Annotated in this window: 20 protein-coding genes; 1 reads left to right on the top strand and 19 read right to left on the bottom strand. The window is 45.2% G+C overall.

Annotated features, from left to right (window positions below):
- Positions 1 to 52: 52 nt before the first annotated feature.
- The 16 genes from HGO97_RS18380 to HGO97_RS18305 form a co-directional block, all read right to left on the bottom strand.
- Positions 53 to 2,701 (bottom strand): alpha-L-rhamnosidase, encoded by a 2,649-nt coding sequence (locus HGO97_RS18380; RefSeq protein WP_216244391.1) that lies wholly within the window; start codon positions 2,699 to 2,701, stop codon positions 53 to 55.
- Positions 2,702 to 2,731: 30 nt separating this feature from the next.
- Positions 2,732 to 3,700 carry a D-2-hydroxyacid dehydrogenase gene (locus HGO97_RS18375; RefSeq protein ID WP_216244390.1) on the bottom strand — a complete coding sequence of 323 codons (969 nt, stop codon included), beginning with the start codon at positions 3,698 to 3,700 and terminating at the stop codon, positions 2,732 to 2,734.
- Between the two features lie 13 nt (positions 3,701 to 3,713).
- The gene (locus tag HGO97_RS18370; protein ID WP_216244389.1) at positions 3,714 to 4,577 is read right to left on the bottom strand and encodes a phosphogluconate dehydrogenase C-terminal domain-containing protein; all 864 of its coding nucleotides are present in this window, start codon (positions 4,575 to 4,577) and stop codon (positions 3,714 to 3,716) included.
- A gap of 29 nt (positions 4,578 to 4,606) precedes the next feature.
- Positions 4,607 to 5,542 (bottom strand): transketolase family protein, encoded by a 936-nt coding sequence (locus HGO97_RS18365; protein WP_216244388.1) that lies wholly within the window; start codon positions 5,540 to 5,542, stop codon positions 4,607 to 4,609.
- Positions 5,542 to 6,363: a transketolase gene (locus tag HGO97_RS18360; protein WP_216244387.1), complete on the bottom strand. Its 822-nt coding sequence runs from the start codon at positions 6,361 to 6,363 to the stop codon at positions 5,542 to 5,544. The genes HGO97_RS18365 and HGO97_RS18360 overlap by 1 nt, the downstream gene beginning before the upstream one ends.
- A gap of 268 nt (positions 6,364 to 6,631) precedes the next feature.
- Positions 6,632 to 8,374 (bottom strand): purine-cytosine permease family protein, encoded by a 1,743-nt coding sequence (locus HGO97_RS18355; RefSeq protein ID WP_216244386.1) that lies wholly within the window; start codon positions 8,372 to 8,374, stop codon positions 6,632 to 6,634.
- Between the two features lie 181 nt (positions 8,375 to 8,555).
- The gene (locus HGO97_RS18350; RefSeq protein ID WP_216244385.1) at positions 8,556 to 9,590 is read right to left on the bottom strand and encodes a substrate-binding domain-containing protein; all 1,035 of its coding nucleotides are present in this window, start codon (positions 9,588 to 9,590) and stop codon (positions 8,556 to 8,558) included.
- A complete protein-coding gene (locus HGO97_RS18345) occupies positions 9,499 to 11,385 on the bottom strand; it encodes a sensor histidine kinase (RefSeq protein WP_216244384.1) in 1,887 nt (628 codons plus the stop codon). The genes HGO97_RS18350 and HGO97_RS18345 overlap by 92 nt, the downstream gene beginning before the upstream one ends.
- Before the next feature lie 17 nt (positions 11,386 to 11,402).
- Complete coding sequence (locus HGO97_RS18340) at positions 11,403 to 12,956, bottom strand: response regulator (protein WP_216244383.1); 1,554 nt, start codon at positions 12,954 to 12,956, stop codon at positions 11,403 to 11,405.
- Between the two features lie 115 nt (positions 12,957 to 13,071).
- Positions 13,072 to 14,121 (bottom strand): sulfate/molybdate ABC transporter ATP-binding protein, encoded by a 1,050-nt coding sequence (locus HGO97_RS18335; RefSeq protein ID WP_216244382.1) that lies wholly within the window; start codon positions 14,119 to 14,121, stop codon positions 13,072 to 13,074.
- A gap of 13 nt (positions 14,122 to 14,134) precedes the next feature.
- Positions 14,135 to 14,839, bottom strand: coding sequence for a molybdate ABC transporter permease subunit (gene modB, locus HGO97_RS18330; RefSeq protein ID WP_216244381.1), 705 nt, complete (start codon positions 14,837 to 14,839; stop codon positions 14,135 to 14,137).
- A gap of 124 nt (positions 14,840 to 14,963) precedes the next feature.
- Positions 14,964 to 15,908: a molybdate ABC transporter substrate-binding protein gene (gene modA, locus HGO97_RS18325; protein WP_216244379.1), complete on the bottom strand. Its 945-nt coding sequence runs from the start codon at positions 15,906 to 15,908 to the stop codon at positions 14,964 to 14,966.
- A gap of 165 nt (positions 15,909 to 16,073) precedes the next feature.
- The gene (locus HGO97_RS18320; RefSeq protein WP_216244378.1) at positions 16,074 to 16,514 is read right to left on the bottom strand and encodes an MOSC domain-containing protein; all 441 of its coding nucleotides are present in this window, start codon (positions 16,512 to 16,514) and stop codon (positions 16,074 to 16,076) included.
- Positions 16,515 to 16,518: 4 nt separating this feature from the next.
- Complete coding sequence (gene moaA / locus HGO97_RS18315; protein ID WP_216244377.1) at positions 16,519 to 17,484, bottom strand: GTP 3',8-cyclase MoaA; 966 nt, start codon at positions 17,482 to 17,484, stop codon at positions 16,519 to 16,521.
- A 3-nt stretch (positions 17,485 to 17,487) separates the two neighbouring features.
- Positions 17,488 to 18,516 carry a molybdopterin-binding protein gene (locus tag HGO97_RS18310; RefSeq protein WP_216244376.1) on the bottom strand — a complete coding sequence of 343 codons (1,029 nt, stop codon included), beginning with the start codon at positions 18,514 to 18,516 and terminating at the stop codon, positions 17,488 to 17,490.
- A gap of 24 nt (positions 18,517 to 18,540) precedes the next feature.
- Complete coding sequence (locus HGO97_RS18305) at positions 18,541 to 19,509, bottom strand: NTP transferase domain-containing protein (RefSeq protein WP_216244375.1); 969 nt, start codon at positions 19,507 to 19,509, stop codon at positions 18,541 to 18,543.
- A 396-nt stretch (positions 19,510 to 19,905) separates the two neighbouring features.
- Here HGO97_RS18305 and HGO97_RS18300 point away from each other — a divergent pair, with 396 nt between their 5' ends.
- The gene (locus tag HGO97_RS18300; protein WP_216244374.1) at positions 19,906 to 20,628 is read left to right on the top strand and encodes a helix-turn-helix domain-containing protein; all 723 of its coding nucleotides are present in this window, start codon (positions 19,906 to 19,908) and stop codon (positions 20,626 to 20,628) included.
- A 106-nt stretch (positions 20,629 to 20,734) separates the two neighbouring features.
- Here HGO97_RS18300 and HGO97_RS18295 read toward each other — a convergent pair whose 3' ends face one another.
- The 3 genes from HGO97_RS18295 to HGO97_RS18285 all read right to left on the bottom strand — a co-directional run bounded on the left by HGO97_RS18295 (position 20,735) and on the right by HGO97_RS18285 (position 26,583).
- Entirely contained in the window at positions 20,735 to 22,330 is a 1,596-nt protein-coding gene (locus tag HGO97_RS18295) for a sodium:solute symporter family transporter (RefSeq protein ID WP_216244373.1), read from the bottom strand.
- Between the two features lie 64 nt (positions 22,331 to 22,394).
- Positions 22,395 to 23,594, bottom strand: a complete 1,200-nt coding sequence (locus HGO97_RS18290; protein ID WP_216244372.1) for an MFS transporter — start codon at positions 23,592 to 23,594, stop codon at positions 22,395 to 22,397.
- A gap of 1 nt (position 23,595) precedes the next feature.
- Positions 23,596 to 26,583, bottom strand: coding sequence for a glycoside hydrolase family 2 TIM barrel-domain containing protein (locus HGO97_RS18285; protein WP_216244371.1), 2,988 nt, complete (start codon positions 26,581 to 26,583; stop codon positions 23,596 to 23,598).
- Between the last annotated feature and the right edge of the window lie 233 nt (positions 26,584 to 26,816).

The following is a 26,816-nucleotide window of genomic DNA, read 5'->3' as shown; positions in this document are numbered from 1 at the left end:
TTACTTTTTTCATATAACTGGTAAATGTATCCAATCCGTTTTAAGAATTTAATTAAATCATATATACGATCTGGTAAATACCTGACCCAGCTTCCGCTCGATATTCACTCTCTTCTCTTTTAAACACAAGTCCATCGGTCTGTTTCCATGCTTTTACATCACAGATACAGATGACCCCTGTTGTGTTACATGGTATCTCGACAGTCAGCGTGATACAACTTTTTTGTACCTGCCAGCCGGAATAGATTTTGCCATATATACTTTCATAGGACGCATTAACATATGTAAGCCCGCCTCCGACATGAGGCCGGATAATGACTGTATGGAATCCCGGGTCCTCTTCTACTGCCTCAATTCCTGCCATAGCTCTGTACAGCCATTCTCCCACCGCACCATATGCATAGTGATTGAATGAATTCATTGCTGGACTCCACATCGTACCATCTGGACGTTTTCCATCCCAATGCTCCCATATCGTAGTTGCTCCCTGTTTGACCTGATACAGCCAGGATGGAAAATCTTCCTTCAAAAGCAGCTCATAAGCTTCTTTTGTATATCCATTTTGGCTTAATACATGACAGAAATATGGTGTTCCTACAAATCCAGTAACTAAATGCCCGCCTTCTTTTCTCAAAAGTTCTATTAAATCCTCTGCGGCCCTGCCTATAGAACTTTCCGGCAGCAATCCGAAATAAAGAGAAACAATATGTGCTGTCTGAGTTCTGACCGTAAGCCTGCCCTCTTGGTCCAGAAAAGTTTTTTGGTAGGTGTCTTTGATCTCCTCATAAAGACGGGTATATCTTTCTTCATCTCCTTTCTCCCCGATAACTCCTGCCATTTTTGAAAATAAATGTGTAGAATAGGCGTAATAGGCTGTACAGGTCAGATCATTCGGGGTTGCGCCATAATAACTGCCTTCCTCTGCATCCAATGCGACCCAGTCTCCAAACTGTAATTGATAGTTCCAAATATTATTCCGGGAATGCCTCCTCATGAACTCTATCCAAGCCTTCATGCTGCGATACTGCCGCCGGATCACTGCCTTATCTCCGTACATCAGATAAAGGGTCCACGGAATGATGACCGCTGCATCTGCCCAGGCCGCTGCAGAATGTGTCCCTTTCTCAAAAATCTTTCCCTTCACTGGCTTTCCTGTCCAGATATCAGGTACTACATGGGGCACCCCTCCCTCGAAAGTCTGGTCCGCCTCCAGGTCACGCAGCCATTTACTGTAAAATGTATAAGTATCCTTCAGATACGTGGCCGTCCTGCAGAAAATCTGTGCATCTCCCGTCCAGCCCAGCCTCTCATCTCTCTGCGGACAGTCTGTAGGCACATCCAGAAAGTTTCCGTTCATTCCCCATACGATATTATGGTAAAGCTGATTCAGATCCGGATTGGAACAGGTAAACTTTCCAGTTTCTTTCATATCTGAATACAACACACACGCCCTAAAATCCTCAATTACTGGTTTCCCTGGATAGGAGGCAACCTTGGCATATTGAAATCCCTGGAAGGAAAAATGGGGATGGAACCACCCGTTCTCCTCTCCGCTGCATATATAAGTAACTGTCTGTTTTGCCGTCCGCAGATTGTCCAGATATACATTCCCATCTGCATCCAACGTTTCAAAACAATTTAATTCTATCTTATCTCCCTTTTTTCCCCGGATTCTGAACGAAATCCATCCAGTCAGATTCTGTCCAAAATCGATGACTGTATCGCCCTGCGGGGTAGAAAATATCCTTTTTGCAGGCAGCTCCATTCTTTTCCCCACACGGCAGCTCCCCTGTGCTGCAAGATTCTCAATAGGAACCTCAACAACGTCAGTTTCTTTCCACTGACAATCATCGTATCCATTCTGGTTCCAGCCACTACATTCTAGCCTGGCATCATATAATTCCCCATCATATATTTCAGAGAAGAGGACCGGGCTCTGCCAGCCCTTCCAATCAGAATCTGTCCAGAATCTGTCTTTGCTGCCGTCACAATATAAAATCTCTACCTGGCACATGAAAGCAGTTCTTTTTCCATAGTGGTTCCGCACCCTTAGAGATCCCACATCTCCTTTATACCAGCCTGCTCCAGCCATGGCAGCCGCCGTATTGCTTCCTCCTTTAAGAGATTCTGTAATCTCATATGTCTGGTATAGAAGATGCTTATGGTAAGAGGTCCATCCGGGTGTAAACTCATCTTCTCCAATCTTTCTGCCATTGATATAAAAGTGGTAAAGACCAAGCGCTGTTGCATGTACAAATGCTTCTTTGATTTCTTTCTGAACCTGGAATTCTCTTCGAAAATAATAGGCACGGCTTTCTGCACTTTTACTCTCATCCTCTGCCGTAATGAACTTCGCCCTCCATTCATCCCTATTCAGGATTCCGGTCACAAAACTGCTTTCTTTCCATCCACTGCATTTTTGACCCTGAGTCCATATACGAACACGGATAGAATATCGATAAGAAGAGATTAAGTTCAGTGTTTCCCCTACAAGGGAAATATGGGCGGACTCACCACTTTCTATTCTGCCGGTATCAAATAGAATTTCCGTATAATTTAAGTCCCCTGCTATTTGTATTTGATAGGCGGCCTGTTTTACATTCCTATTATTAGAACAGAATTTCCAGCCCACCTGTTCTACACATTCAATTCCTACGGGGGCATTCTGATAGTTAATCAGAATTTCTGTTATCTCAATCAAGTTTTCTCCTTTGCTTCTCTAAAAAGCTGTCTATAGATTTACGACATTCACAGGTTTCCCATTCATATAGCTCTTAAGATTCTCCGCAGCGATGTGAAGCAGCCGTTCTCTTGTTTCTCGCGGTGCCCAGGAAATATGAGGTGTTATCAAACAATTGGGGGCCTTTAGAAGTGGATTATCTGACTGAATCGGCTCAACCGAAACAACATCCAGTCCGGCTGCCGCCACTTTTCCACACTCCAGCGCTTCTGCAAGATCTTTTTCCACAATCAACGGACCTCTGGAGTTATTCAGGATGATAACTCCGTCTTTCATTCTCTGGATGGATTCCCTGTTAATCAATCCTTTTGTCTCAGGAAATAATGGACAGTGCAGCGCTATCACATCGGACTGTTCCAGTACTTCACTCAAATCCGTATAACGACAATGCTCATTTTCTAATTCAGGATTTCGAAAAGAATCATATGCCAGTACTTCCATCCCCAGTGCCTGCGCAATTTTGCCCGTCATCTGACCAATCCGGCCGTACCCTATAATCCCCATGGTCTTATGCTCCAATTCAATCAGCGGATAATCCCAGAAACACCAATCTGGATTCTGCTCCCATCTGCCTTCCTGTACTGCTTGATTATGATGTCCGATATGATGACAAATTTCTAACAACAGTGCGATCGCAAACTGTCCTACTGCTGCCGATCCATAGGAAGGAATATTAACGACCGGTATCTTCTTTCTCCTCGCGGCCTCAATATCCACTACGTTATAACCGGTCGCCAGGACCCCCACATAGCAGATGTTTGAACAGGCCTCAAATACCTTGGCGGATAATGGAGTTTTATTTGTGAATACGATATCGGCATTTCCGATTCTTCGGATGATTTCATCATCATCATTCCAGGGTGTCCTGTCATAAACCGTACATTCCCCAAATCTCTCCAGAGGCTCCCAGCTTAAATCTCCAGGATTTAACGTATATCCATCTAATACTACAATTTTCATTCTTCCCCTCCTGTCAGATCTGTGGATTTTCTGGATGAAGCATTGTTGCTATCACTTTATCGAGAACCTCATCCTCCCAAATCTGTTTCCAATCCTCTCTCATTACTAAACGATTTCCCAGACTGATTGCCACCTTACATGCATCTGAAACCGGAGGGTTGCCTGGAATATAACCCAGAAAATTCGCAGACAGATTATAAATATGGCCTGTCAGAAAAGATACTGCCGCTTCTCTGGGAATCCCTCTCTTCTCTGCCTCATCTACGGTCTCAGCCATAGCATAGAGGCAGGTCGCTCCCAACAGCTCTACCAGCGTCGGTTCCAAAAAGGCAATCTGTTCTGATGTCATTACATAAGCATGCTCCACTGGGGCATACATCTGTTTTGCAACCTCTACGCACTGCGCGAACCGCTCATCATCTCCCTGGATCTTCGACATGACAATATCCTGCTTTCCTCCCAGTCCGCCGAACCGGTCCTGACGCGCTTCATATGTATCCTGATCTAAGAAATAAGATGGATGGCAGGGATGTGCCACACCAAAGGTACAGTCCTCACGTAATGTCAATTCCTTTGCAACTGCTGCCGCCGGATCCAAAATGATGAACCCGCTGCCCGGTTTTAGCTTGGGTACATAGACTGCTGACAGCTTTCCAATCAAGGTGTCAGGAACTGCAAAGACAACAACATCTGATTTTTCCAGCGCCTCCTCGGCACTGACTGGTTCAAACCCTCTTTCTTTGATACTTTGAATCCCTGCCGGGGAGGCTTCTACCATCAGCAATTCAAACGCCTCCGGCTTTTTAGCAAGATTGTTGCTTGTTCTTGTCCCCATCTTGCCCCCTGCACCTATCACACTTACTACTATTTTTTCCATTTCACTCATTCCTTTCTTTTGTCGCTATTTTATTTTCCTATATGTTTCACCGTTTCTACGATGTTTTCTACAGACAATCCATAGGCGTCTGCAAGCTCCTTAGCGGGCCCGGATTCCCCAAATGAGGTCAACCCCAGCCGTGTAATTCTTTTCGGAGCATTCTCTACAGAAAGTTTACTGATGTATGCCCCCATGCCGCCGTTAATATTATGGTCTTCAACCGTAACAATTCTTTCACTCGCCGATATTTCTCTTATGATGGCCTCAGGATTCTTTCCGTAAAGGATATTGATATCCCCCACTGTGACCAAAATCCCTTGCGCCTTTAGCACCTCGGCGGCTTCAAGAACCCTGTCTAAAACAAATCCATTCGATAAAAGTAATGCATCATTTCCATATCTTCTTAAAACGGTAATCCCCTCTTTGTTAAATGGTGCACTTTCAGGATATACATCCTTCTCTCTTCCGCTTCCAGCCCTCACATAGACTGGTCCATCAATCTCGTATGCCATCTTCACTGCATGATATGCCTGATTGCCATCTGCCGGCGTTAAAATTGTAAAGTTAGGAATATTAGAAAGAATTCCTAAATCTTCATAGAACTGATGGGTCACTCCTTCACGTTCTCCACCTAAAAGACCGGAGTTAATTCCAACAAACTTGACATTCAAATTAGGATATGCAACAAAAGTTCTCATCTGCTCACATGCCCTCATTGTCAAGAAGCCTCCGTATGTGGCTACGAACGGGACCAGACTGGAAGCCGCAAGTCCTGCTGCCATATCGACTGCATTCTGCTCTGAAATCCCAACTTCTACGTATTCCTCTGGAAAACGCTCAGCAAATTTTACTGCACGCATCGCTTTTAAGGAGTCAGGTGAAACGAACATGACTCTGTCATCCTGTTCTGCAAGCTCCATAACTGCCTGCGCAAACGCCTCTCTTGTTCCTTTAAACTCTGCCATTATTTCACACCTCCCAAAGCCTCTGCCGCAATTTTATATTCTTCCTCTGTCGGGACCCCTTTGTGCCATGCATTGTTGTTTTCCATATAAGGGACGCCCTTGCCCTTGATACAATCACATACAATGACACTCGGCCTTCCCTTCGTCGATTTTGCTTCCTCTATCGCCTGCCGAATTGCTTCGATGTTGTGTCCGTCTATCTCCTGTGCATGCCATTGAAATGCCTCAAATCTCTCCTTGATATTATTGGAACCGATGGTCCCTTCCACCGTACCGCCGCTCTGCCAGCCATTTTTATCAACGAAAACAATCAAATTGTCTAATTCATGAGCCGCTGCTGTATTGATTCCTTCCCAGCAGATTCCCTCCTGCAGTTCTCCGTCCCCGGTAATCACATACACATAGTAATCCTTCTTCTTATACTTTCCGGCTAGTGCCATACCGCTTCCTATTGAAATCCCATTTCCCAGAGATCCTGATGTCATATCGACTCCTCTGGTCTTATTCATGACCGGATGTCCCTGGAATTTGCTTCCGAGTCCTCTTAAATGGAAATCCTGCACCTTATCACCAAAGTATCCTTTTTCTGACAGAGCCGCATAATAAATGGGGCAGGCATGTCCTTTTGAAAGTATGAATCTGTCTCTGTCCTCCCAATCGGGAGCATCAGGATCGATTTTCATCTTATCAAAATACAGAACCGTTACGATATCTGCAATAGACAGCGCCGGGCCGGGATGACCATCTTTTCCCTTGTATACCATATCGACTGCCGTCATTCTCAGACGATCCGCGATTTCTTTAAGTTCCTCCGTATTCATAATTACCCTCCTTGATGAAGCCTGTTCTTATGTTTCTTTCGATATACTTACGATATCATATATGTATTTTCGTTTGGATAGAAAATCAAGGCAAAAACATGGATTATCCAATTAAGAATTCTTTTTTGCAAAAGAAAAAAGTCCAGTGAAAGGACATTCTCTTTTCACTGAACTTCTTCTGATCCTGTTATGGTACAGGTCTATATTTTATTAAACCTAGGGGATTCTTCCCTCTTCTACAATATTTCTTCGAACTCAAACTCCAAATTTACAGTACTACCTCTCCTACAAGTTCATCCACTTCCGTCTGCTTCTTTGCCTTTTCTCCCACCTCATCGGTCAGTCCGTACTTCAGGTAAGTAGCGATTCCACCAAATGCAAAGTAAACAAGTGTGATTGGGAAGGAGAAGGTCTTATACATCTCAACAGTCACGCCCTCGGAAAAGAACACCGCCAGTGTTAACACTGCCAAGACACCCAGTACCACATAAGAAATCCCTGCCGCAGTCTTCTGTGCAGCCGCATATCTCGGCACACGTTCCGGCTCTTCGTCTTCCTCCTCGATCAGCTTTTCCAGCTCCATCTGTACTGCCTTCTCTTCTGCCTCCTGCTCTTTGTAATCTGCACGGGCACCCATCAGGTTTGCCAGAATCACATAAGAAATCATGGCGATAAAGTATGTCGGCAGGAACAGGAAATAGGAATGAATCACTTTGGTTACTGTTCCAAAGATTACGAACGCCAGAGAAAGTCCCCAGGAAATCAATGCCGCATAGTTCATCTTCCAGCCTTTGAACTTAGACCAGTATCTGGTGCCGCCGACTTTCGGGATGATCCAGTGTTCTGCAAATACGATTGCTCCGATAGCCGGTACCACTAATACAATAATATTTACAATGACCATAATATTCGCTGTGATTGGGAAGCAGGCCGCAATTGTCATGACCACTCCCACCACATAGGTCAGCTTCTTTATCGAAACTTTTCCAAACAATGTCTGGAATGCAAGGCTCGCACGGTAAATATTCGGATTGGCAGTTGTCCATCCGGCAATGATGACTGCCAGCAGACCTGTCCCGCCTAATACAACACTGGTAATCGCTCCTGAATCCAATACCAGAAGGGACTGATTCAAAAGAATCGCTGCCGTTGCTCCCATGACTCCGGCGCTTCCCCATGCGAAGAAATGTCCTACGAACATTCCATATGAAGTAACAAATCCATATTTTGCACTTTTTGCGTAACGGAAAAGTGCCATATCATTCAGTCCACCGTGGTAAGCCAGATTGCACATCCATGCAAATCCGATGACATGCAGGATACTTAACTTCTGTCCGCCTTCCATCACCTGACCATTCCATACACTGGTGTTCAAAAGGGTCATGAAGTCAGAAAAGGAATGCACTCCGCTTCCACCTGTAGCTGTCATAAGCTGTGGAATTCCTACAAAAATACCTGCTGCAAATACAACGATCATCCATGGTGCACAGACAGATGAAAACTTTGCCACCGCTTCAAATCCATTTGCTGCAACTAATGTAACGATGATTCCTAACACAACGACCACTGCGATAAACTTAATATCTGTTGGATACCATTCTGTCTGAATGGCAATCCCGAAGATTTCTCTCACGGCCGATGCCGATACCGTCAGCATAGAAGCTGCCATGGCTATAGATGCCAGTCCCCAGACGAAATTATAGATCTTCTGGATGTACGGTCCCAGTGTCTTGCCCAGGTAAGAATACAATGTAACTCTTGTGTCAACTGCAATCGGTGCGCAGATCAGCGCATATGTAAGGGTTGCCAGAATATTTCCAATAATCAGACCTATGAAAATATCTGTCGCCTTGACTCCCCATGTAACCAGGGTCGCCCCAATGACAAATTCTGTCGCGGCAATATGTTCTCCTCCATAAATACCAAAGAAATTCCCAAGCCCGGATAATCTTTTCTTTGCTATGGGCCTGTCCTCTGCCGGTATGGCAGCTGCTTTTGCTCTGTAATCCATCTTTCTTCCCTCTCCTTGTCCTCATGATATACAACGAAAACCTACAAACGAATCTGTCCGTTCTTTGATGTAATCAAATCTTAACACTGGATTTTCAGATGAACTACCGTAAAATATTTCGATACCCGGTAAAATATTTTTCTTTCTATTTTTCCTTCTATTTTTTGGTTCTATTTTCTTCTTATAATTTTTCTTTCCAATATGCAATGTTATCCGGGCCAATATACAGGGGCTCCCCAAGCACTACCTGACTGCCTTTGTTGGTAGATTGGGTAATCACGAACTCTTCGTTATGCGCCGTTGTAAAGGTTTCCCCTACCTCGCCCGATATGGTTCCATCTACCAGATTCAGGGACACATAAGCGGATAAACGCCCCATCTCCCTGGGATTCCAAAGATACAGATAGGGACAGGGCTTTCCTTCTTCCTGATTCCCTACATATTCAGCGATATCTGATGGTATCCCCAATCCAGTCACCTTCACCTCTCTGTCCGCTGCCTGAGAAACAACCTGGCAGGCTGCCTTAATCCCGACTGCGGTCGGCGAACAGATCACCTTTAAGTCAGGATGTTCCTTAAGCAGCTTTTCAGCCGCTTTGACAGAGACCTCATAATCATCATTTCCGTATACAATGTCGACCAGGCGCATATCCCGGTACTTTTCCTTCTCGACCTCCGCCTTCATGGCATTGATCCAGACGTTTTGATTGGCCGCCTGGCTGGTGGACGATAAGATGGCCCATTGCCCCTCCTGTTCTGCCATATCATAGACTGCCTCCATCAGAACCTTTCCGACTTCCTCCTCCAAGGCCTGGTTCACAAATACCTTCCTGCTTTTTGCATTGGAATCCGAATCAAACGTGGAAACCTGAATTCCTTTCTCCATGGCTTCTGCCAGTACCTTTTCCAGTCCGTCGGAGTCGTTAGCTGCAATCGCAATGGCATCTACCTCCCGCTGGATCAATTCTTCCACGATCCTGATCTGCGATTCGGCTGTTGCAGATTCCGGCTGTTCTACCAGACAGCTTCCGCCCTCTTCCTCTATGACCTCTTTAAATCCCTGCACAATCAGATCATTGTACTCATTCTGGGCAGACTTCGTAACAATCGCGTAAGTCCTTCCCTCATCTTTCCTGCTGCATCCCATTATCAGCAGCATCCCCGCTGCTGCCAGGAAGGCTGCTGTCAGTGCTTTCCATCGTATGATACTCTTCATAATCTGCTCCCATTTCCGGTATCCTGATATACACATCGGTTCCCTGATGTACCGTACTTTCATAAGTCAGCCCATAAGATTCCCCATATAACAATTGAAGTCTGCGGTGCGTGTTATAGACACCGATCCTCGTCCCTTTGCTGCTCTTACCTTCCCCCGTGAGAATTTGATTCAGCACTTCTTGCTCCATCCCCACACCATCATCTGAAATGAGGTATACCAAATCCGTTCCCTCTCTCCATCCTGTAATTACGATATTTCCCTCTTTCTCCGGCTTCCTCATGATTCCGTGCAGGATCGCATTTTCCACAATTGGCTGAAAGGTCAGGCGCGGAATCATACAGCCCAGCATATCCGGCGGAATATCGATCAACAGCTCGATTTTATCATCATAGCGCATATTTTGGAGCTCCACATAAAGTGACACATGCTCCAGTTCCACCGCCATCGTAACTGCAGCATTCTTCTTGCTTAAGGTCAGCTTATAGAACTTAGAAAGCGCCTGAATCGCCTTTGCGGCCTCCTCCTTTTCCCCCTTCTGGGTGTGCCAGTTGATCATATCCAATGAATTATATAGAAAGTGCGGATTGATCTGTGCCTGTAAGGCGGCAAATTCTGTGAGCCGCAGCTCTTTGGCCGTCCTCTCCTGCTGCTCCATCAATGTATTGATCTCGTCTGTCATATAGTTATAAGTGTGGACCAGCCCTCCGATCTCATCCTGTGTCTCCTGGACCGCCTGAATCCGCTCCGGGCGGTTCAGCTTCACCTTCTGCATCTGCTTTACCACCGCAGAAATCCGTTTTACAATCGAGCCGGACAGACGGTATGCCACTATGAATGCCAGAATCACTACGACTAAATAAAGCCCCAGGAACTCAAAAATCAGCACCTTTCCCTTTTGCATGACCGTACTGGATGGAATCACAGATATCATATACCAGTCACTATTGTCAATCACATGATATCCCAGATAAAGCTTCTGTTCGAGAAAAGGTGCAGTCACGAAATTATTCTCCGTCTGGGTGAGTTCCTTGATTCGGTCAAGTTCTGTAAAATACTCCCCAGTCAACGCCGCATCAGAGGCCGCGATCAAAGTGGATTTTTCGTTGAGAATATAGGCCGCACTGTCATTTACTGTGATATTCTGACTTAAAATATTCTGAATCTTATCTTTGGAGAAATAGACTGCAATGAACGCAGCATCGCCCTTTCCCTCACCATAAGGAACACGGGTGATATAGGCCAGTTCACCATTCTCCCTAATTTCTGTCAAAGACAGGTAAAGAGAAGGACAGAAAAGTGCAGAATCCGCTGTAGTACTGAGGATTCCATACCAATATGAGCTGGTCATTTTCTCTAACGGCTGAAAAACTGGCGTTTCCAGCATATTAAAGTCTGATAGCCGGGTATAGGGCGCATCATAATAGATACGGATATCTGTTATCAGTTCCCCATCAATCATCGCTAAAATCGTCTGATAGTAGTTGACGATCTTCTGTCCGTCCACACTCTCCACAACAGACAGATCCCCCTCTTCCCCGAACAGCTCCCGTGTGACCTGACTGTCCAGGATCGAGTTCGCTGCATAAGCCGCCTGACTGATCGTTGCCTTGAGGGTATCGCTGGTCTGTACGGATAAGGTCTGCTCCGATGCGATCATATTTTTAATCACCATATCGTAAAAGCTGGAATATAAAAAAATGGACACCAAAATCAGAGGAATGATAACGACTACCAGATGTGAAATCGTCAGTTTCTTCCTCAGCCCCATGTCGTCCGTATAGTATTTTGTCATTTTTCGGAACGGACCTATCATCTTAACATCTTCTCCCTGTATTCAGAAGGGGTAAGCCCCATTGCCTTTTTAAATGTCTTGCTAAAATAATTCCCATCACTATATCCCACTCTGGATGAAATCTCGTGGATGGTATAACGTGAATCCTCCAAGAGCTGCTTTGCCAGCTCCATCCTGAACTCCGTAATATACTGGTTCAATGTTTTCCCCGTCTCATTCTTAAACAGAGTGCAGGCATAGCTGGGAGACAGATGAGCGTATTCGCTGATATCTTTGACTGACAAGGCCTCATTGGAGATATTTTTCCTGATAAAATCTTTGATTCTAAAGATGACAGGATTCTCGTGTTCCCCCTCCTCCAAAGCATCGAATAATTCGTCGATCTGGCGGCAGAAGATCTCGTGAAGCTCCTTCAATGTCTTACATTTTGAGATTCTTCCCCATATTGTGTCATTCGCATCCGGCACGTTATTCTCTGACAGAATCTGATTCCGGTCCAGAGCATTCTCAAGCTGCATGAAATACTTATAATAAATGTCCTTGACCTGGCCGGCCAGCATGGTACGGCAGTCATACAGACTCTGATACACAGAATCCGCCACTTCCAGGGCCTGTCTGCGGTCCTTGGATGAAATCACCTGGCGCAGCCTGGGAGACATATCCGTTAAAAGCGCCTGAAATTTCTCCGGCCTTCCCTCCCTAAGAACCGTATTCAGTTCATTAAAAAATCCTCTCTGAAGGGCCGCTGCCGCACTATTATAAGAAAGATATGCTTTCTGGATTCCACAGACCCTTTTACCGACAGCAATGAAGAAATCTCCAAAACAGCCTGCAGTTTCTTTTAATATTTCAATGCACCGTTCAAATCCCTGCTCATAATCTGCATGATCGCTATAAAAATGAATCAAGAGATAGGAATCGCTCTTGTAAGCATGTAGGATTCTATATTTATGCAGCTCTGCGGCCCCCGCAAATTCCTCCAGTGCCTTTTTAAGCTTTTGACCAGGCAGCTCGGAAATCGGTGTCATAAATTCTACAATACAGGTGGTAAAGTATGTACTCTCACCAATCGGAAGCTGCAGCTCTTCTTGTATCTGCAATGCCTCCTCCTGGGATTTTCCATCCTGGGTGATATAGAGCGCAAGTCTGCTGCTCTTCTCCTGATACTGCAGAAGCTCTGAATGCCTGCTGCGCCGAATCCGTTCGATATTTCGGACCGCTTCCTCCACGGCCTCCTTTACTTCCAGATGGTTGATCGGCTTCTCTACATAACTGATAGCTTTCAGCTTAATCGCTGCTTTGAGATATTCCTTGTCGGAATATCCGCTCATAAAAATAATACAGGTATCTGGATATAGCTCCTGTATTTTTTCTGCCATGGTGATTCCATCCATGCGGGGCATGCGGACATCTGACAGGATAATCTCCGGCTGGTGCCTTTTTACAAGCTCCAGTCCATGTACCCCGTCATCTGCCAGATATACCTCATCAATATGCAGTTCCTTCCAGGGTATACTCTCATAAAGGCCGACCCTGGTCAGCTTTTCATCATCTGCAATCAACAGCTTCATTCTTGTGGTTCCTCCTGCATCCGCTCCTACCGCTTTTGCCTTTCTTTAAACCTAGTTTACTATACTTCAAATAAACAGTCCACAAAAACAAATGTCTGTGTTTTAAGTCCCCCCGTCATCTCAACAGCAATACCTTCTCCTCCGGGATTCCCAGGTAATCCGGCATTCCCTTCTGATCCAGCACTTCCCAAAGCTCTCTCTGCACGAACCAGCAGATTTCCTCGGCCTCCTCCACGGCACCTTTTAGAAAATATTTCTTCTCGAACTGCAGCTCTGCCACGCTCCTGACCTCTACAGGAATGCTATTTTTTACCTCTTGCCCCCAGATTGGCACGAAATCATGTGCGCGTACTCCAAGGTATCGTATATCCTGGGGAACTGTTCTTGTCATACGAAGTGTAATTCCCCAATTCGGTACCTCGATCATATGATCTCCCAGACGCCTTATCTCTGCAATATTTTTGCATCCCGTGAGCCTTGCAGCATCCTTCCATTGTGGATCTGCGAAAATCTCCCTTGTCTTTCCAAAACAGATGGCATTTCCAGCATCCATGATCAACAGTTCATCACTAAATCGGTAGATTTCATCTCTGCTATGGGAAACGAGTATGACCGTTCCGGCATAATCCGAAAGAATTTCTATCATCTCCTGCTGCAGCCTGTCTTTCAAGAACACATCTAATGCAGAGAATGGCTCATCCAGCAGGATGACATCCGGCTCATATGCCATGATTCTGGCAAGTGCGACCCTCTGCTGCTGTCCCCCTGACAGGTCGCCGGGCAGACGGTCTCCTAGTCCCTCCAACTGGAATTTTTTCACCATCTCTTCCACCCGCCGGCTCTTCTGCAGCTTCGTCCCCTTTAATCCCGCAGCAATATTGGCCTTGACCGTCATGGTCGGAAATAAGGCATAGTTCTGGAACAGATACCCGACATTGCGGGCCTGTGGTTTTAGATTCAGCTTTCTTGAAGAGTCAAAAACGACCTTCCCATCTATCATGATCCTGCCTTCATCCGGCGTCACAATCCCTGCTATGCTTTTTAAAGTCATACTCTTACCACAGCCGGAAGCACCCAGGATACCAATCCTCCTGCTTTCACTTTTCAGGCACATATTCAGTGTAAAATTTCCCAGTTTCTTTTGAAATTCAATATCAACAGCCATCCCTTATATTCTCCTACCACCGTTTTACTTGCTTCATATTCCTGCCGCTTAACAGGTTCATGAGAAAAATAATTCCGAACGCGATCAACATGACAATCACGACCCACACCCCTGCCGTCAGATAATTTCCATCCTGAATCACCATAGCGATTCTTTGGGAAATGGTTCCCGTTTTACCTGGGATATTTCCTGCAAGCATGGAGGTCGCTCCATATTCTCCCATCGCCCTTGCAAAGGTGAGGATGGTTCCCGACATGATTCCTGGTCCTGCTGACGGAACAGCCACCTTCCAGAAAATCTGAATTTCACTCATCCCCAGTGTCCGCGCCGCATAGATCAGATTCACATCGATCTGTTCAAAAGCTGCCCTCGCATTGCGGTACATCAGTGGAAAGGCAATGACTGTCGCCGCGATGATGCATCCGGTCCATGTCTGTACGATCTTGATATCGAAGGTCTCGAACAGAAAGATACCAAGCGGCCTTCTCCTACTGAACAACAGCAGCAGAAAAAAACCTGCTACAGTCGGCGGCAGCACCATAGGCAGTGTCAGAATTCCGTCTGCCACTGCCTTGAACTTCGGCCCTGCCTTCAATACCTTCCTTGCCGCAAATATTCCCAGGAAGAAAGAAAAAATGGTAGCCACAACTCCCGTTTTCAATGAGATATACAGCGGGCTCCAGTCCAGCTCCTTTAGAATTGCTAAAATTTCTTCCATTTTTACGTTCCTCCCTGCGTTTATTTCCTTAAGTAATCATTACCTATATTGTCTTTTACCTTGAGTGATATGAATCGGGCTGTGCCTTCCCTCCTATACTGACCTTCTCTGCTTATAGTCTCTCCTATCTCTCTACATTCGTATCGAAATAATAAGAATCAAAGACCGTCTTTGCCTCATCTGACAAAATGAATTCATAAAAATCTGCGGCTGCTTTGGCCTGCAGTTCATCCGCCTCGTCGTTCACTACCTGGCAAATTGGGTAGATGACATTTCCGGTCAGATCATAGCTTACCGTCTCAAGAATATTAAGATCATCTTCATATCCATAGGTATCAGAATAGTATGTCGTTCCTACTTCACAAGAGCCTTCCACGACTGCTGCCAATACCTTACTCACATTATCCTGCTCACTGATCTCCACACCACCGAGCGCTTCTGAAATCTGCTGCGTTGTAATGGCGTCTGGTTCATCCGTTTTTTCCAGAATTCCCAGATTGATCAGTGCCTGTCTGGTATATTTTCCGACCGGAACACTCCCCCCTGCCAGTGCGATGCTCTTAGCGTCTTTCAGATTTTCAAGGCCCGTCACCTTTGTACCGCTGTCCTTCAAGGTTACGACAACGACCTGATTATTCAACACATTGGCCCTTGTACCATCCTTTACAAGCCCATCCTTCTCCAATGCATCCATCTGCTTCTGTGCCGCTGAGAAGAAAAGGTCACATTCATATCCTTCTTCAATCTGTGTCAAAAGAGTACCGGAACTGTCGGCATTGTAAGTAATCTTCACATTCGGCTGTTTTTCATTGTATTTGTCCGCAAGCTCCGTCATAACGGTATTCAGACTGGCTGCTATGAATACCTGAATCTCCGTCTCTTCAAATTCCTCTTTTCCGGCTTCCTTCTTCCCCGCAGCAGTATCTTCCTTTTGGTCATCCCCTGCATCTTCCTTCGAACCTTCCGTTTTTTTGCTGTCATCTGCTTTTTTGTCAGAAGAACCACTGCATCCAGCCAAGCTGAACACCATCATCGCTGCCATCATTGCTGCTAAAACTCTTTTTTTCATAACTTTTCCTCCCTCTATGTCAGATTTTTCTGCCCATAGATCCTTTCATAATATCTCAAAACGGATATTAAGAACCTGCCTTACTGCTTTTCAAAACCGTTATATTTTCAAAAACATTACGGTCACAAAGAAAAGCGGACGGATGTATCCGCAATTCTCTAAACTTTACTCCTCGGGCAGAATCAATTCCACTTCGTCTCCCGGCTGAATATGTCCGCCGTGCAGTACTTTTGTGAACACACCTTCCCTCGGCATGATGCATTCACCCATCTTCTTGAAAATCTCGCAGTGGCTGTGACATTCCTTTCCGATCTGTGTCAGTTCCAGCAGTGCATCTCCGATCCTGAATTTGCTTCCCAGAGGCAGCGTCCGAAGATCATATCCTTCTACAATCAGATTTTCCCCGAATGCTCCAAAATCAACGTCAGCGCCTTTTGCACGGAACGCTTCTATTTTCTCGAACGATAAGAGACTGATCTGACGGTGCCAGTTACCGCCGTGCGCATCCCCCTCGATGCCCCAGCCTTCTACAATATTCGCTTCCTGCACTTCATGCTTCTGTGTTCCGCGCTTCTCACTGATACAGATTCCTAAAACTTTTCCCATTTCCCTATCCTCCTATTTTTACCATCTGTCTGCTTTCTGTGACAGAATCTACTGTTTCAAAACAGTGCATTTCCGGTTTCTTACTGATTGTCAGTTCAAGAAGTCTCCTGACTTCGTCTTCATCGCCTTTTCTGACCGCATCCCGCAGGGAATCGGAATCCTGATAGCACAGGCAGGCCTTGAGTTCCCCGGTGGAAGTCATCCTGATTCGGTTGCAGCTTCCGCAGAACTTGCCATGGATGGCGCTGATAAATCCGATGCTTCCCTCAAATCCCGGTATCTTATAATAGACCGCCGGGCCGTTCCCGTGTCTTTTTTCATCCGGCTCCATCCCCGGATAAAGCTGCTGCATCTGTGCCAGAAGATCGCTGTTGGATATCATCCTGCTCTTTTTTCCATACCCGATCGGCATCATTTCAATAAAACGAACATCCAGGCGGTGATCTTTTGCCAGTTTCATCAATCCCGGCCACTCCTCGTCATTCACGTCTTTTTGAAGGACTGTATTTATTTTCACCCTGAGTCCCTTATCTACGGCACTTTTAATAGAGGCTTCTACCTGATCCAGCATATCAAATCCGGTGATCTGCTTAAACTTTTCCTGATCCAGGGTATCCAGACTTACATTCACTGCATCCACACCCGCCAGGATCAGCCTGTCGAGCTGCTCCTTTAGCAGAATTCCGTTTGTCGTGATGGTCACCTGCTCCACCCCTGGAATCCTCTTGATATTCCCGATCAATTCCGGGCAGCCCTTTCTCACGAGAGGTTCTCCCCCTGTGATCTTGAACTTGTTGATTCCGACTGACACTGCCACACGGCAGACTGTTTCAATCTCCTCGTATGTCAGGATTTCGTCCATGGGAATCCACTCGATCCCGTTCGGCATACAGTACCGGCACCGCAGGTTACAGCGGTCTGTAATCGAAATCCTCATATAATCTATCTTTCTCCCATAAAGGTCTTCCATATTCTAAGCCCCCGCTTTTCCAAATCCACAGTTCGGGAATGTGCATACCGGACAGGACAGGCACAGACCGCCTTCTCCCAGACAGCTTAAATCCTCTGGTCTTAATTTTTCCCCGCACATGAGCCTCGGCAGGACCAGATCAAAAATAGTCCGCTTTGCGTACATTACACAGCCCGGCAGCCCCATGACCGGAATCTTCCCGTCGTAATATGCCAGAAGGAACATTGCCCCCGGCAGTACCGGTGCCCCGTAGCTTACGATCTCGGCCCCTGTGTTCTTGATTGCCAGCGGTGTGCGATCATCCGGGTCCACGCTCATACCGCCCGTGCACACGACCATGTCACATCCCATTTCCAACAGTTTCATGATAGCTCCAGTAATCATCTCATGGTCATCATTGCAGATCTCGTGTCCCACGACCTCTGTGTCATATTCCGCAAGTTTTTCCCGGATCACCGGGGTAAATGAGTCTTCGATCCGGTGATGGTAAACTTCACTTCCCGTTGTCACGATCCCCACTTTTTTATGACTGAAAGGCAGGACCTCGAAAATCGGAGTCTCCCCGGCAGTTTCCTTCGCCCTCTCCATCTTTTCCTTCTCAATGATCAGAGGGATGACACGCGTTCCCGCAATCTTGTCGCCCTTTTTCACCGGGAAATTCCCGTGGCGGCTTGCAATCATCATCTCTCCGAGACTGTTGACCTTTTTCATGGTGGCAGAATCTACTTTCAATAATCCGTCACAGTCTGCAATCAGTTCGATTTTTCCTTCTTTTGCCTCTGTCGGGTGCATGTTCGCGCCCTGGCTGATTTCCCTGAGTACCTCAGCCGCCTCATTTTCATGCAGCATTCCTTCCTGCTTTTCCCATATGTACAGATGCTCTTTTCCCACAGACAAAAGAACCGGGATGTCCTCCCTGGTCACTACGTGGCCCTTTCTGAATACTGCATCCTTGGTCACTCCGGGGATGATCTGTGTGATATCATGGCATAAAATATGCCCTACTGCATCTTCTGTCCTGACTAATTTCATTTCTTTTCCTGTCCTTCCTTCTTCCTATCCTTTCTTATTCCCGGTAAATTCCTGGCGAAATCCTTTGCCAAAATACTTCCGGTAAATCTGTTCTGTGCTCTCCTGTACCTCTGATACCATCCGGCTGTAATTCTCCAAAAGTCTCAGGCCTTCCTCCGTCAGCCTGGAACCGCCTCCTCCGGGACCGCCTGCCCAGCGCTCTGTAATGGAAAATCCAAGCTGCCGCTCTGCTTCCTTGACCATCTTACTTCCTTTGCTGTAAGAAAGGTTCATGTGATGGCATGCCTCCTGCAGAGAGCCTGTCTGTCCGACCAGGTTCAGAAGATCATAGACCCCCGGTCCGAAAAATGGTTTGTTTGCAGTCAGCCTGACTTTTACCTGAGGCCGGATGGGATATCCCTCTCCTCTCTGATAATTCCATTCCAGAAGTTCCTGATACTCATCTTCCGTGTTCACGCCCCGGCATACTCCCTCGTCCTCTACTTCCACCTTCGTAACCGGAAGCCCGGAATCCCTGACCGCTCCCCGCAATCCTTTGTCGCCCTGATACTGACATAACTTTTCTGCCACATCGCTGCGTAAGACAATCGGATGTCCGGGTCTGTCATGGCAGACCGTTCGTACGATTTCCGCATCGATCATCAGTACCTGCCTCAGCGTCTCAGGCTTGATAGCCGGCAGATCAATGGGCATAATCAGAATTCGTTCGCAATCTCCTGAGATCTCATGAATTCCCATTTTGATAGAATCAAACATTTCTGTTTTTTCATATTGTTCGTTTTTTAAAAAACGAACGCCTGTCTGAAAAAGATGCTCTTCCACCTCGTCGGCCCGATAACCCGTCACTACTACAATCGGATCTAAATCAAGGTTCTTCAGCATCGATACAATGTGCATTATGATTGTTGAATCTCCAAAAGGCAGCATCGGCTTAAAATCATGCATCCTGGTTGACATACCTGCTGCCGCCAGAACTGCTCCCGTCTTCTTCACAGTTCCACCCCCATCGTGTCTTTTATGTATATTAGAGATATTATACAAAATATTTGATCAAAATGGAAGTGGTACAGGTCATATTTTATAAATTATTTATGGCAGGTGAATAATTTGACAATCTTGTCTACTTAGGTACCTGTGTTCCATTTCGTTTTTCTTCGTTTTATCTATCAAATATAACTATATCATTTATCCCGTAAGTGCTATAATAAAACTAATTTTATTTTTGCGCTGCCTGTTTATCTCACTCGAAAGGATGTGATTCCCATAATCAGCATAACTGGATACTATCGCCCAGGTCCTGATGGATTAGAAGATAAAACCGTTCCCCTGCTTGTTAACAGCGCAGGGCATTATAAGCTGGTCAAATTAAACTATCTGGAGACCACCCGTTTGAAGGGACGCCCGGACTATCAGATTCTTTATATAACGAAAGGGACCGGACATTTTTTAATCCACGGGAAATACCAGTCCGTATCCGCTGGGAATATTATCATATACTATCCTGGCGAACCCCAGTTTTACTATTACCGCCTGGAAGAGCAGCCGGAAGTCTACTGGATTCATTTTACCGGACATCAGGCGGAAGCTCTTCTGAGACAATACAGTCTCTGGGGTGAATCTGTCCTGTATATCGGCGTTGACAGTGCTCTGATTTCTTTGTTTAACAGTGTCATTCATGAAACCCAGCTTTTGGAAAATGATTTCTGTGAAATGAATGTTTTGATGCTGCAACAGCTCTGCCTCTTGTTGAACCGTGCCCGTGAAAAGCAGAAATCCCACTATTCTAACCGCCATAAAGATATTGCTTCTGCCGTCCTGTATATACATGAAAATTATAAAGAACCTATTGTGATTCGGGATCTTGCAGATAAATATCACATGACCTATAACTGGTTTATCCGGTGCTTTAAAGACTTTACCGGTTCTTCTCCCCAGGCATATCTGGTGGATATGAGAATCGAAAAGGCAAAGGATCTTTTGGCTAATAACTCCTTTCAGATCTCCGAAGTTGCTGAGCTGGTAGGATATTTGGACCCGCTTTACTTCAGCCGCATCTTTAAGAAAAAGACAGGCTGTTCTCCAAATGAATATAAAAAGAAATCAATGAGGTAAAATGTATCGCCCCATTTCACCTCATTGATTTTCCTCATAATCCAAATGCTCTCTGGCGTATTTGTGTCCAAAAGTACGCCAGTTCCTGCATGACTCCTGATTATATTTATCTGAATGTCCCCAATACAAGATACTGGATCACGAAAAACAGAATCAGCCCCCAGCTATACTTATCCATATGGCAGGGGATCTCCTGGAGCAGTTTTTTATCTGTATGTGCTGTACTCGCCCCTAAAATCTCTCTTCTGCATCCCAAAAGAGTATACCGCTCTGTCTCTGCCAGGTTTTTCCCCGGTTTCAAAAGACTTGCCAAATATCCTGCTGCCATCGTGATCAGCAAGCCTGTCACATTATACCAGAGATAGTTGACCGGACAGACCTTAGACAATACAACTGTTCCCAATACTCCAGCCGCAAAACCGATCGACACTCCAAGATCATTGGCCCTCTTGGTGAGCATTCCCAGCAGGAACATTCCCAAAATCGCTCCGCACAGATAAGAAATATAACTTCCTACCACTGCTAAGACAGATGCCGTTGTATTCAAGAATCCCAGCGTAGCAAATAAAACAACGAATACGGCCATGACCAGGGTAAAATTCCGGGATACTGTCAAGGATGCAGTCTTCTTACCTTTCAGCACCCATTTTTCATAAATATCTTTTATAAAGACGGTTGCCATGGAGTTCAAAAGAGAATCCACGCTCGACATCGCAGCGGCAAAGATACCTGCTATAATGCATCCCATCACACCGGCCGGTACCCTGTCCGCTATAAATTGGATCATGATCTGGTTTGTATTATCAAAAGTCCTTCCCTGGAATACAGAGAACATAATAAGCCCAATGATCATGAATACGAAATACATGACATTCATCAGAATACCGCTTGTCAAAAGAGACCGTTTTACCTCTGTTACGGATTTTGCTGAAAAAAGCCTCTGTACCTGTGATTGATCTGATATATAATACTGCATCCACAGAATTCCGCCGCCCAGTAGTGTAACCCAGAATCCATTTTCCAGGTTCAGATCCATGGAAAAATCCAGCGCATTTAATTTTCCGGCTTCCCGTGCCACCTGGATCGTCTCCATGAAACCGATATCCAAATTCTTAAGTGCCAGAAAAATGACCGCAAACAATCCGCCCCATACAATCACCATCTGAATGACATCCGTCCAGATTACAGCTTTGATCCCTCCCAGCAGGGTATAAACTGTAGATACAATCACGATGACGATTAAAACTACTTTAATATTCCAGCCTGTCAACTGGCTGATGATCAGCGATGGGATATATACCATGGAGCTGACCTGAATCAAGGCGGTTGCTAAAAACCCGACTGCCCCAAGCGTTCTGCTGGCAGCCCCAAAACGTTTCTGCAGATATTCATAACATGATGTAATTCGAATGTGGTACAAAAATGGAAGAAAACAGCTGCAGGCAAGCGCCAGGACCAACGGTATGCTGGCGTTCATCATAAATGCCCTAAGACCGGACTGGTATGACCAGCCCGGTCCTCCAATAAAGCCGTTACCGCTTATTGTAGTGGCGGCCACCGATAAAGCTACCGGCAGCCATGCCATAGAACGTCCCGCAATAAAATAATCATCCTGTGTCTCATTCCCTCTGCTCAGCCTGACGCCAAGTCCCAGAAGTATCCCCAAATAAACTATCACAATGATAAAATCGATAACAGACATCACTCTCTCCTCTACTCTTTCTTGTGCCTATGGATTTCTTTATTTTTCGCAGACGTTACATTTTTTACTCCGCTGCAGCCTGTGCTGCTTTTTCCTTTTTATCCAGTGATACTACAACCATCCCGAAAACAACTGCAAGTACTGCAATAATGATTTCTGCGATTCGGTATACATTCACTACACCAATGGAATCTACTAATACACCACCTACGACTCCGGCAACTGTATTTCCTACACCTGCATACATGGCAACGGCGAAGGTCTGTGCTGTACTGGACAGTTCTCTCTTCGTGATCCGGGCAATAAATGATACAGATGCCGGAAGGAATAATCCATAAGAAAGTCCCTGCAGAGCAGTCATCCAGATCAGCTGTGTCGGTGTTACTGCGAAAGATGGAAGTAAGACTCTCAATACAAAGAAGCACATGGAGACAAACAGCAAATGTGAATCTTTCATCTTTCTCAGAATGATTCCTGCCAGGAATAATGCAGGCACCTCACTTAATCCCAGTACTGACCAGGCATATCCCAGCTGCTCTGTGCTGCCTCCGACCTGTGTCATCAAGGTTGCCAGGAAACCGTGTGCTGACCGGAATGCTACATATAAAAGAGTTGCTACAACTACAAATGCTACATATCCATAATTTGTTGCCAGTAACTTCAAATCTGTAAATTTCACTTTTTCTTTCTCTACAGAATTATTTGTATCTTTAGGACCCATACAGCCAAGAGCTGCTATCACCATCATAGCAATAAAAAGTATGAACATCCACTGAAATCCGTGCTTATCGAAAAATCCACCTACGATCGCTGATGTCGCAGCATATCCTAAGGATGCAATTCCTCGTGTGATACCATAGTTTGTTGTCGGATTCACCTGTGCATCCAGAACAGTCCAGTTATCGATCAACGGATACACTGCCTGGATAATAAAGGAGATCACGGTTGAAAAGAATAAAATAGCCAGATAGCTGCTGCCAGTCAGATAGAAAATGGCTGCAAGTACACTGCCTCCAAGCAGACTGCCTATCATTACTTTTTTAATAGAACCTGACCGGTCACAAATATAACCGAAAACCGGCTGTCCAATAATACTTGCCAGGGAATTCGCGGATATGATCACACCCAGCTGAGTATTGGAGCATCCCAGACTCAGAATATATGGGCTGAGGTACGCAAACAGAATGCAGAAGCCTGCCCAATATGCCGTCTGTATAATGGTGAAACAAATATTTTCCTTTGTGAAAAAGCTTTTAATCTTCATATTATTTCCTCCTCAGTGACTTAAAACGTATCATTAACTGATAATTCATTCTCTCTTCCTTTAATCGATATTCCTCTTTCAGTTCTGGTCCACAGCTTTGAGAACCAACACCGCTCATTTTATAATCGAGGCACAGAACCGTCTCTGTATGTTCCTCCAGTTCAAAATTGTGCTTCTTTGCAGACAGCTCTTCCTGAGTATAAGGAAGTACCTGCATAGAAAAAGTATCTTCGGAATATACTTCGATCTGGTCTCCCGTACCATTTGATAATGATACCTCGTATGTATGGTAGTGGCTTCCGTTTTCCTGTGGTTTGATGTAATCCTCATGCAGATCCTTTACCTTTGCAGAAAAACGCCCGAATCTGGATGCCTGGTGCTTATCTAGATAGGATTCCATTGGTCCATATCCCAGATAAGATGCCTCTGAAAAGCTCTTTGGCAGGAACATACGGATTCCAAATCTTGGCAGAAACGGCATTTCCATATTACGTTCTGCCTTGATATCCGTACTGATTGTCCCATCTGCATATACGTTCCATTGCACTTGTGCCTCTACACATGGCTGTATATGTGCTGCTGCCAGCTCCAGGGAAACACAGATCTGTACGGCATTTTCCAACTGTTTTACTTCCGTTTCTTTTACACATGCCTGAATCCTGTCATATCCGGCTTTCTGCCATTCCAGTTTTGCCAGCCTGTCATTATCGGTCGGAGCCCTCCATACATTGTACTGTATCGGTTTCGTTGTATAGATGCACCCGCTGCAGATGATCTGGTCAAATGCCCCTGCATATTTGTCAAAACGATAGGTAAAATCATCTCCTTCCACGTAGATGTAATGCTTCAGTTCTTCTGTCCGTATACTGCCTGAATCCGTTGTCTTAATTTTGTGTCCTCCTTTCTGCAGAAAAAACTGATCAAATCCAACTACTGTATCTTTTTCTATAAAGTCCTCTTTTTTGAGAGTTTTATATTCTAAAGTTAATGTACAGATACCTGATGACGGAACCGTATAATCTAAGTGATAGCTTCTCTTTTCATGAGCCGGGTGGTTCAAAGGATATAAATCCTTTTCGCATATAACTGCACCATCCTGTTCTACGGTATAGTGTATATATAACCGATCCTCCAGAGCAGTAAAATCCATCTTATTTTCAAGCTCTACTTCTTTGTTCTCTTTGTCTTTCAGGAATGCCCTGATCGGGCGAAGTACATTCTTAAGTTCCTTTAATCCCGTATGTGGTGTGCGGTCCGGGTAAACCAGCCCGTCCATACAGAAGTTATCATCATGGAGCTCTTCTTGAAAATCTCCGCCGTAATAATATTTTGCCTTTCCGTTATCTGCTGTTCCCATATAGACTCCATGGTCACACCATTCCCACACAAATCCTCCGAATACCCTTGGATTTCCATCAAATATCTTCTGATAATCCTCTAAATCTCCAGGCCCATTTCCCATAGCATGTGCATATTCGATCATCATATATGGTTTCTTCCAGTCAGGATTATTCAGATATTTTTCAATATCAAAAGTGGAGTCATACATTGTTGTGTAAAGATCCAGCATGGACGTATCATTTTTGTGGCCGCCGGTCTCCCATATACTGCCCTCATACTGCAAAAGCCTGTCCGGATCAAATTCTTTTACCCAGCGGCCTGCGTCTTCCATGCTGACACCATAGCCTGACTCATTTCCCAGAGACCAGATGATTACGCTTGTCCGGTTTTTATCCCGGTGTACACAGCGTCTGACACGGTCCTGGACAGCCTGGTAAAAGATAGGGTTCTGGATTACATCGCCATATGTTTCCTCACGGGAGCCTCCATAAAACTCTGCCGCCCCGTGTGATTCCAGGTCTGCCTCATCCAGTACATAAAAACCATACTGGTCACACATTTCCATAAACCATGGAGAACTCGGATAATGGCTCGTCCGTATTGCATTGATATTATGCTGCTTCATCAGGGCCAGATCTTTTAAGACCTGTTCCCGGTCCATGACAAATCCTGTTACCGGGTCTGAATCATGATGGTTGACTCCGCGCATCTTAACAGGAACCTTATTCAGATAGACAACGGAATCAATGATCTCAATTTTCCGGAATCCGATCTGCTGAACAATACGCTCTTCTCCTGAATCCAGCGTAAGTGTGTACAGCCTGGGCTGTTCTGCGTTCCATAGGACCGGATCATCCACTGGAAACCTCAAGCAGCCTGCATTCACTTTTTCCTCCGCCAGTATATTTCCGTCTGACGCCTGGAGTACGGCGTTTATCTCCAGGTCCCCTTCTGTACTCTCCCAATTGGCTTCCAGCACTCCTGTTTTTAAACTGTCATCTAATTTTGCCTGTATGAAGATATCCTGTATATGGTTCTGCGGTCTTTCTAACAGGTAAACATCCCGGAATATACCTGACATCCTGAATTTGTCCTGATCTTCGAGGTAGCTTCCATCGCACCATTTCAAGACAAGGACAGCCAGCGTATTAGACCCTTCTGTTACCAAGTCTGTAATTTCGAATTCACTTGTTGAATGTGATACCTGGCTATATCCTGCAAATTCTCCATTTACCCAGACATAAAAGCAAGAATCTACTCCCTCAAAGTTAAGATACTGCCTTTTTCCTATTGAGGAAGCTTCCAGGACAAATTCCCGTATGTAAGCTCCGCAGGGATTTTGCTTTGGCACATAAGGCGGGCGGTAAGGAAACGGGTAGTAGTTACATACATACTGATGTGTGTCATACCCGTAATTCTGCCAACAGCCTGGAACTGGAATGGTATGCCACTCCTCTGAGGGATATCCCTTTTCATAAAATCCCTCCGGAATCTCCTCTGGATCCTCTCCATAATAAAAGCGCCAGTCCCCATTTAATAACATTTTTGAAGGCAGATTCTCTGGTTTCTGCGGGATATAATACGCCCTTTCTTTGGTAGTTCCCACATGCAGAATATCAGGATCTTCGTAATAATTTTTTAATCTCATATTGGACTCTCCTTCGCGTTTCGATAGACAGATTATATCAACTTAGCTCTAAGCGATTCTATAGATAAAATTTGGTTATATATGGACAAAATCACACTTTCGTTGTTTTTTGTTTCGTAAATATACAAATTTTTCCTAAGTTGTTGGGAATTCTATAGATTATCTGTTGAAGGGGATTGACTAAAATGGACAATATACTATTATCTAAATACTTTTTGAAATATCTGCCAGAT

Origin of the sequence: Faecalicatena faecalis (assembly GCF_012524165.2) — a bacterium.
GTDB lineage: Bacteria > Bacillota > Clostridia > Lachnospirales > Lachnospiraceae > Faecalicatena_A > Faecalicatena_A faecalis.
Note: the sequence above shows the minus strand (reverse complement) of the source record. Positions and strands in the feature narration are given on the sequence as shown.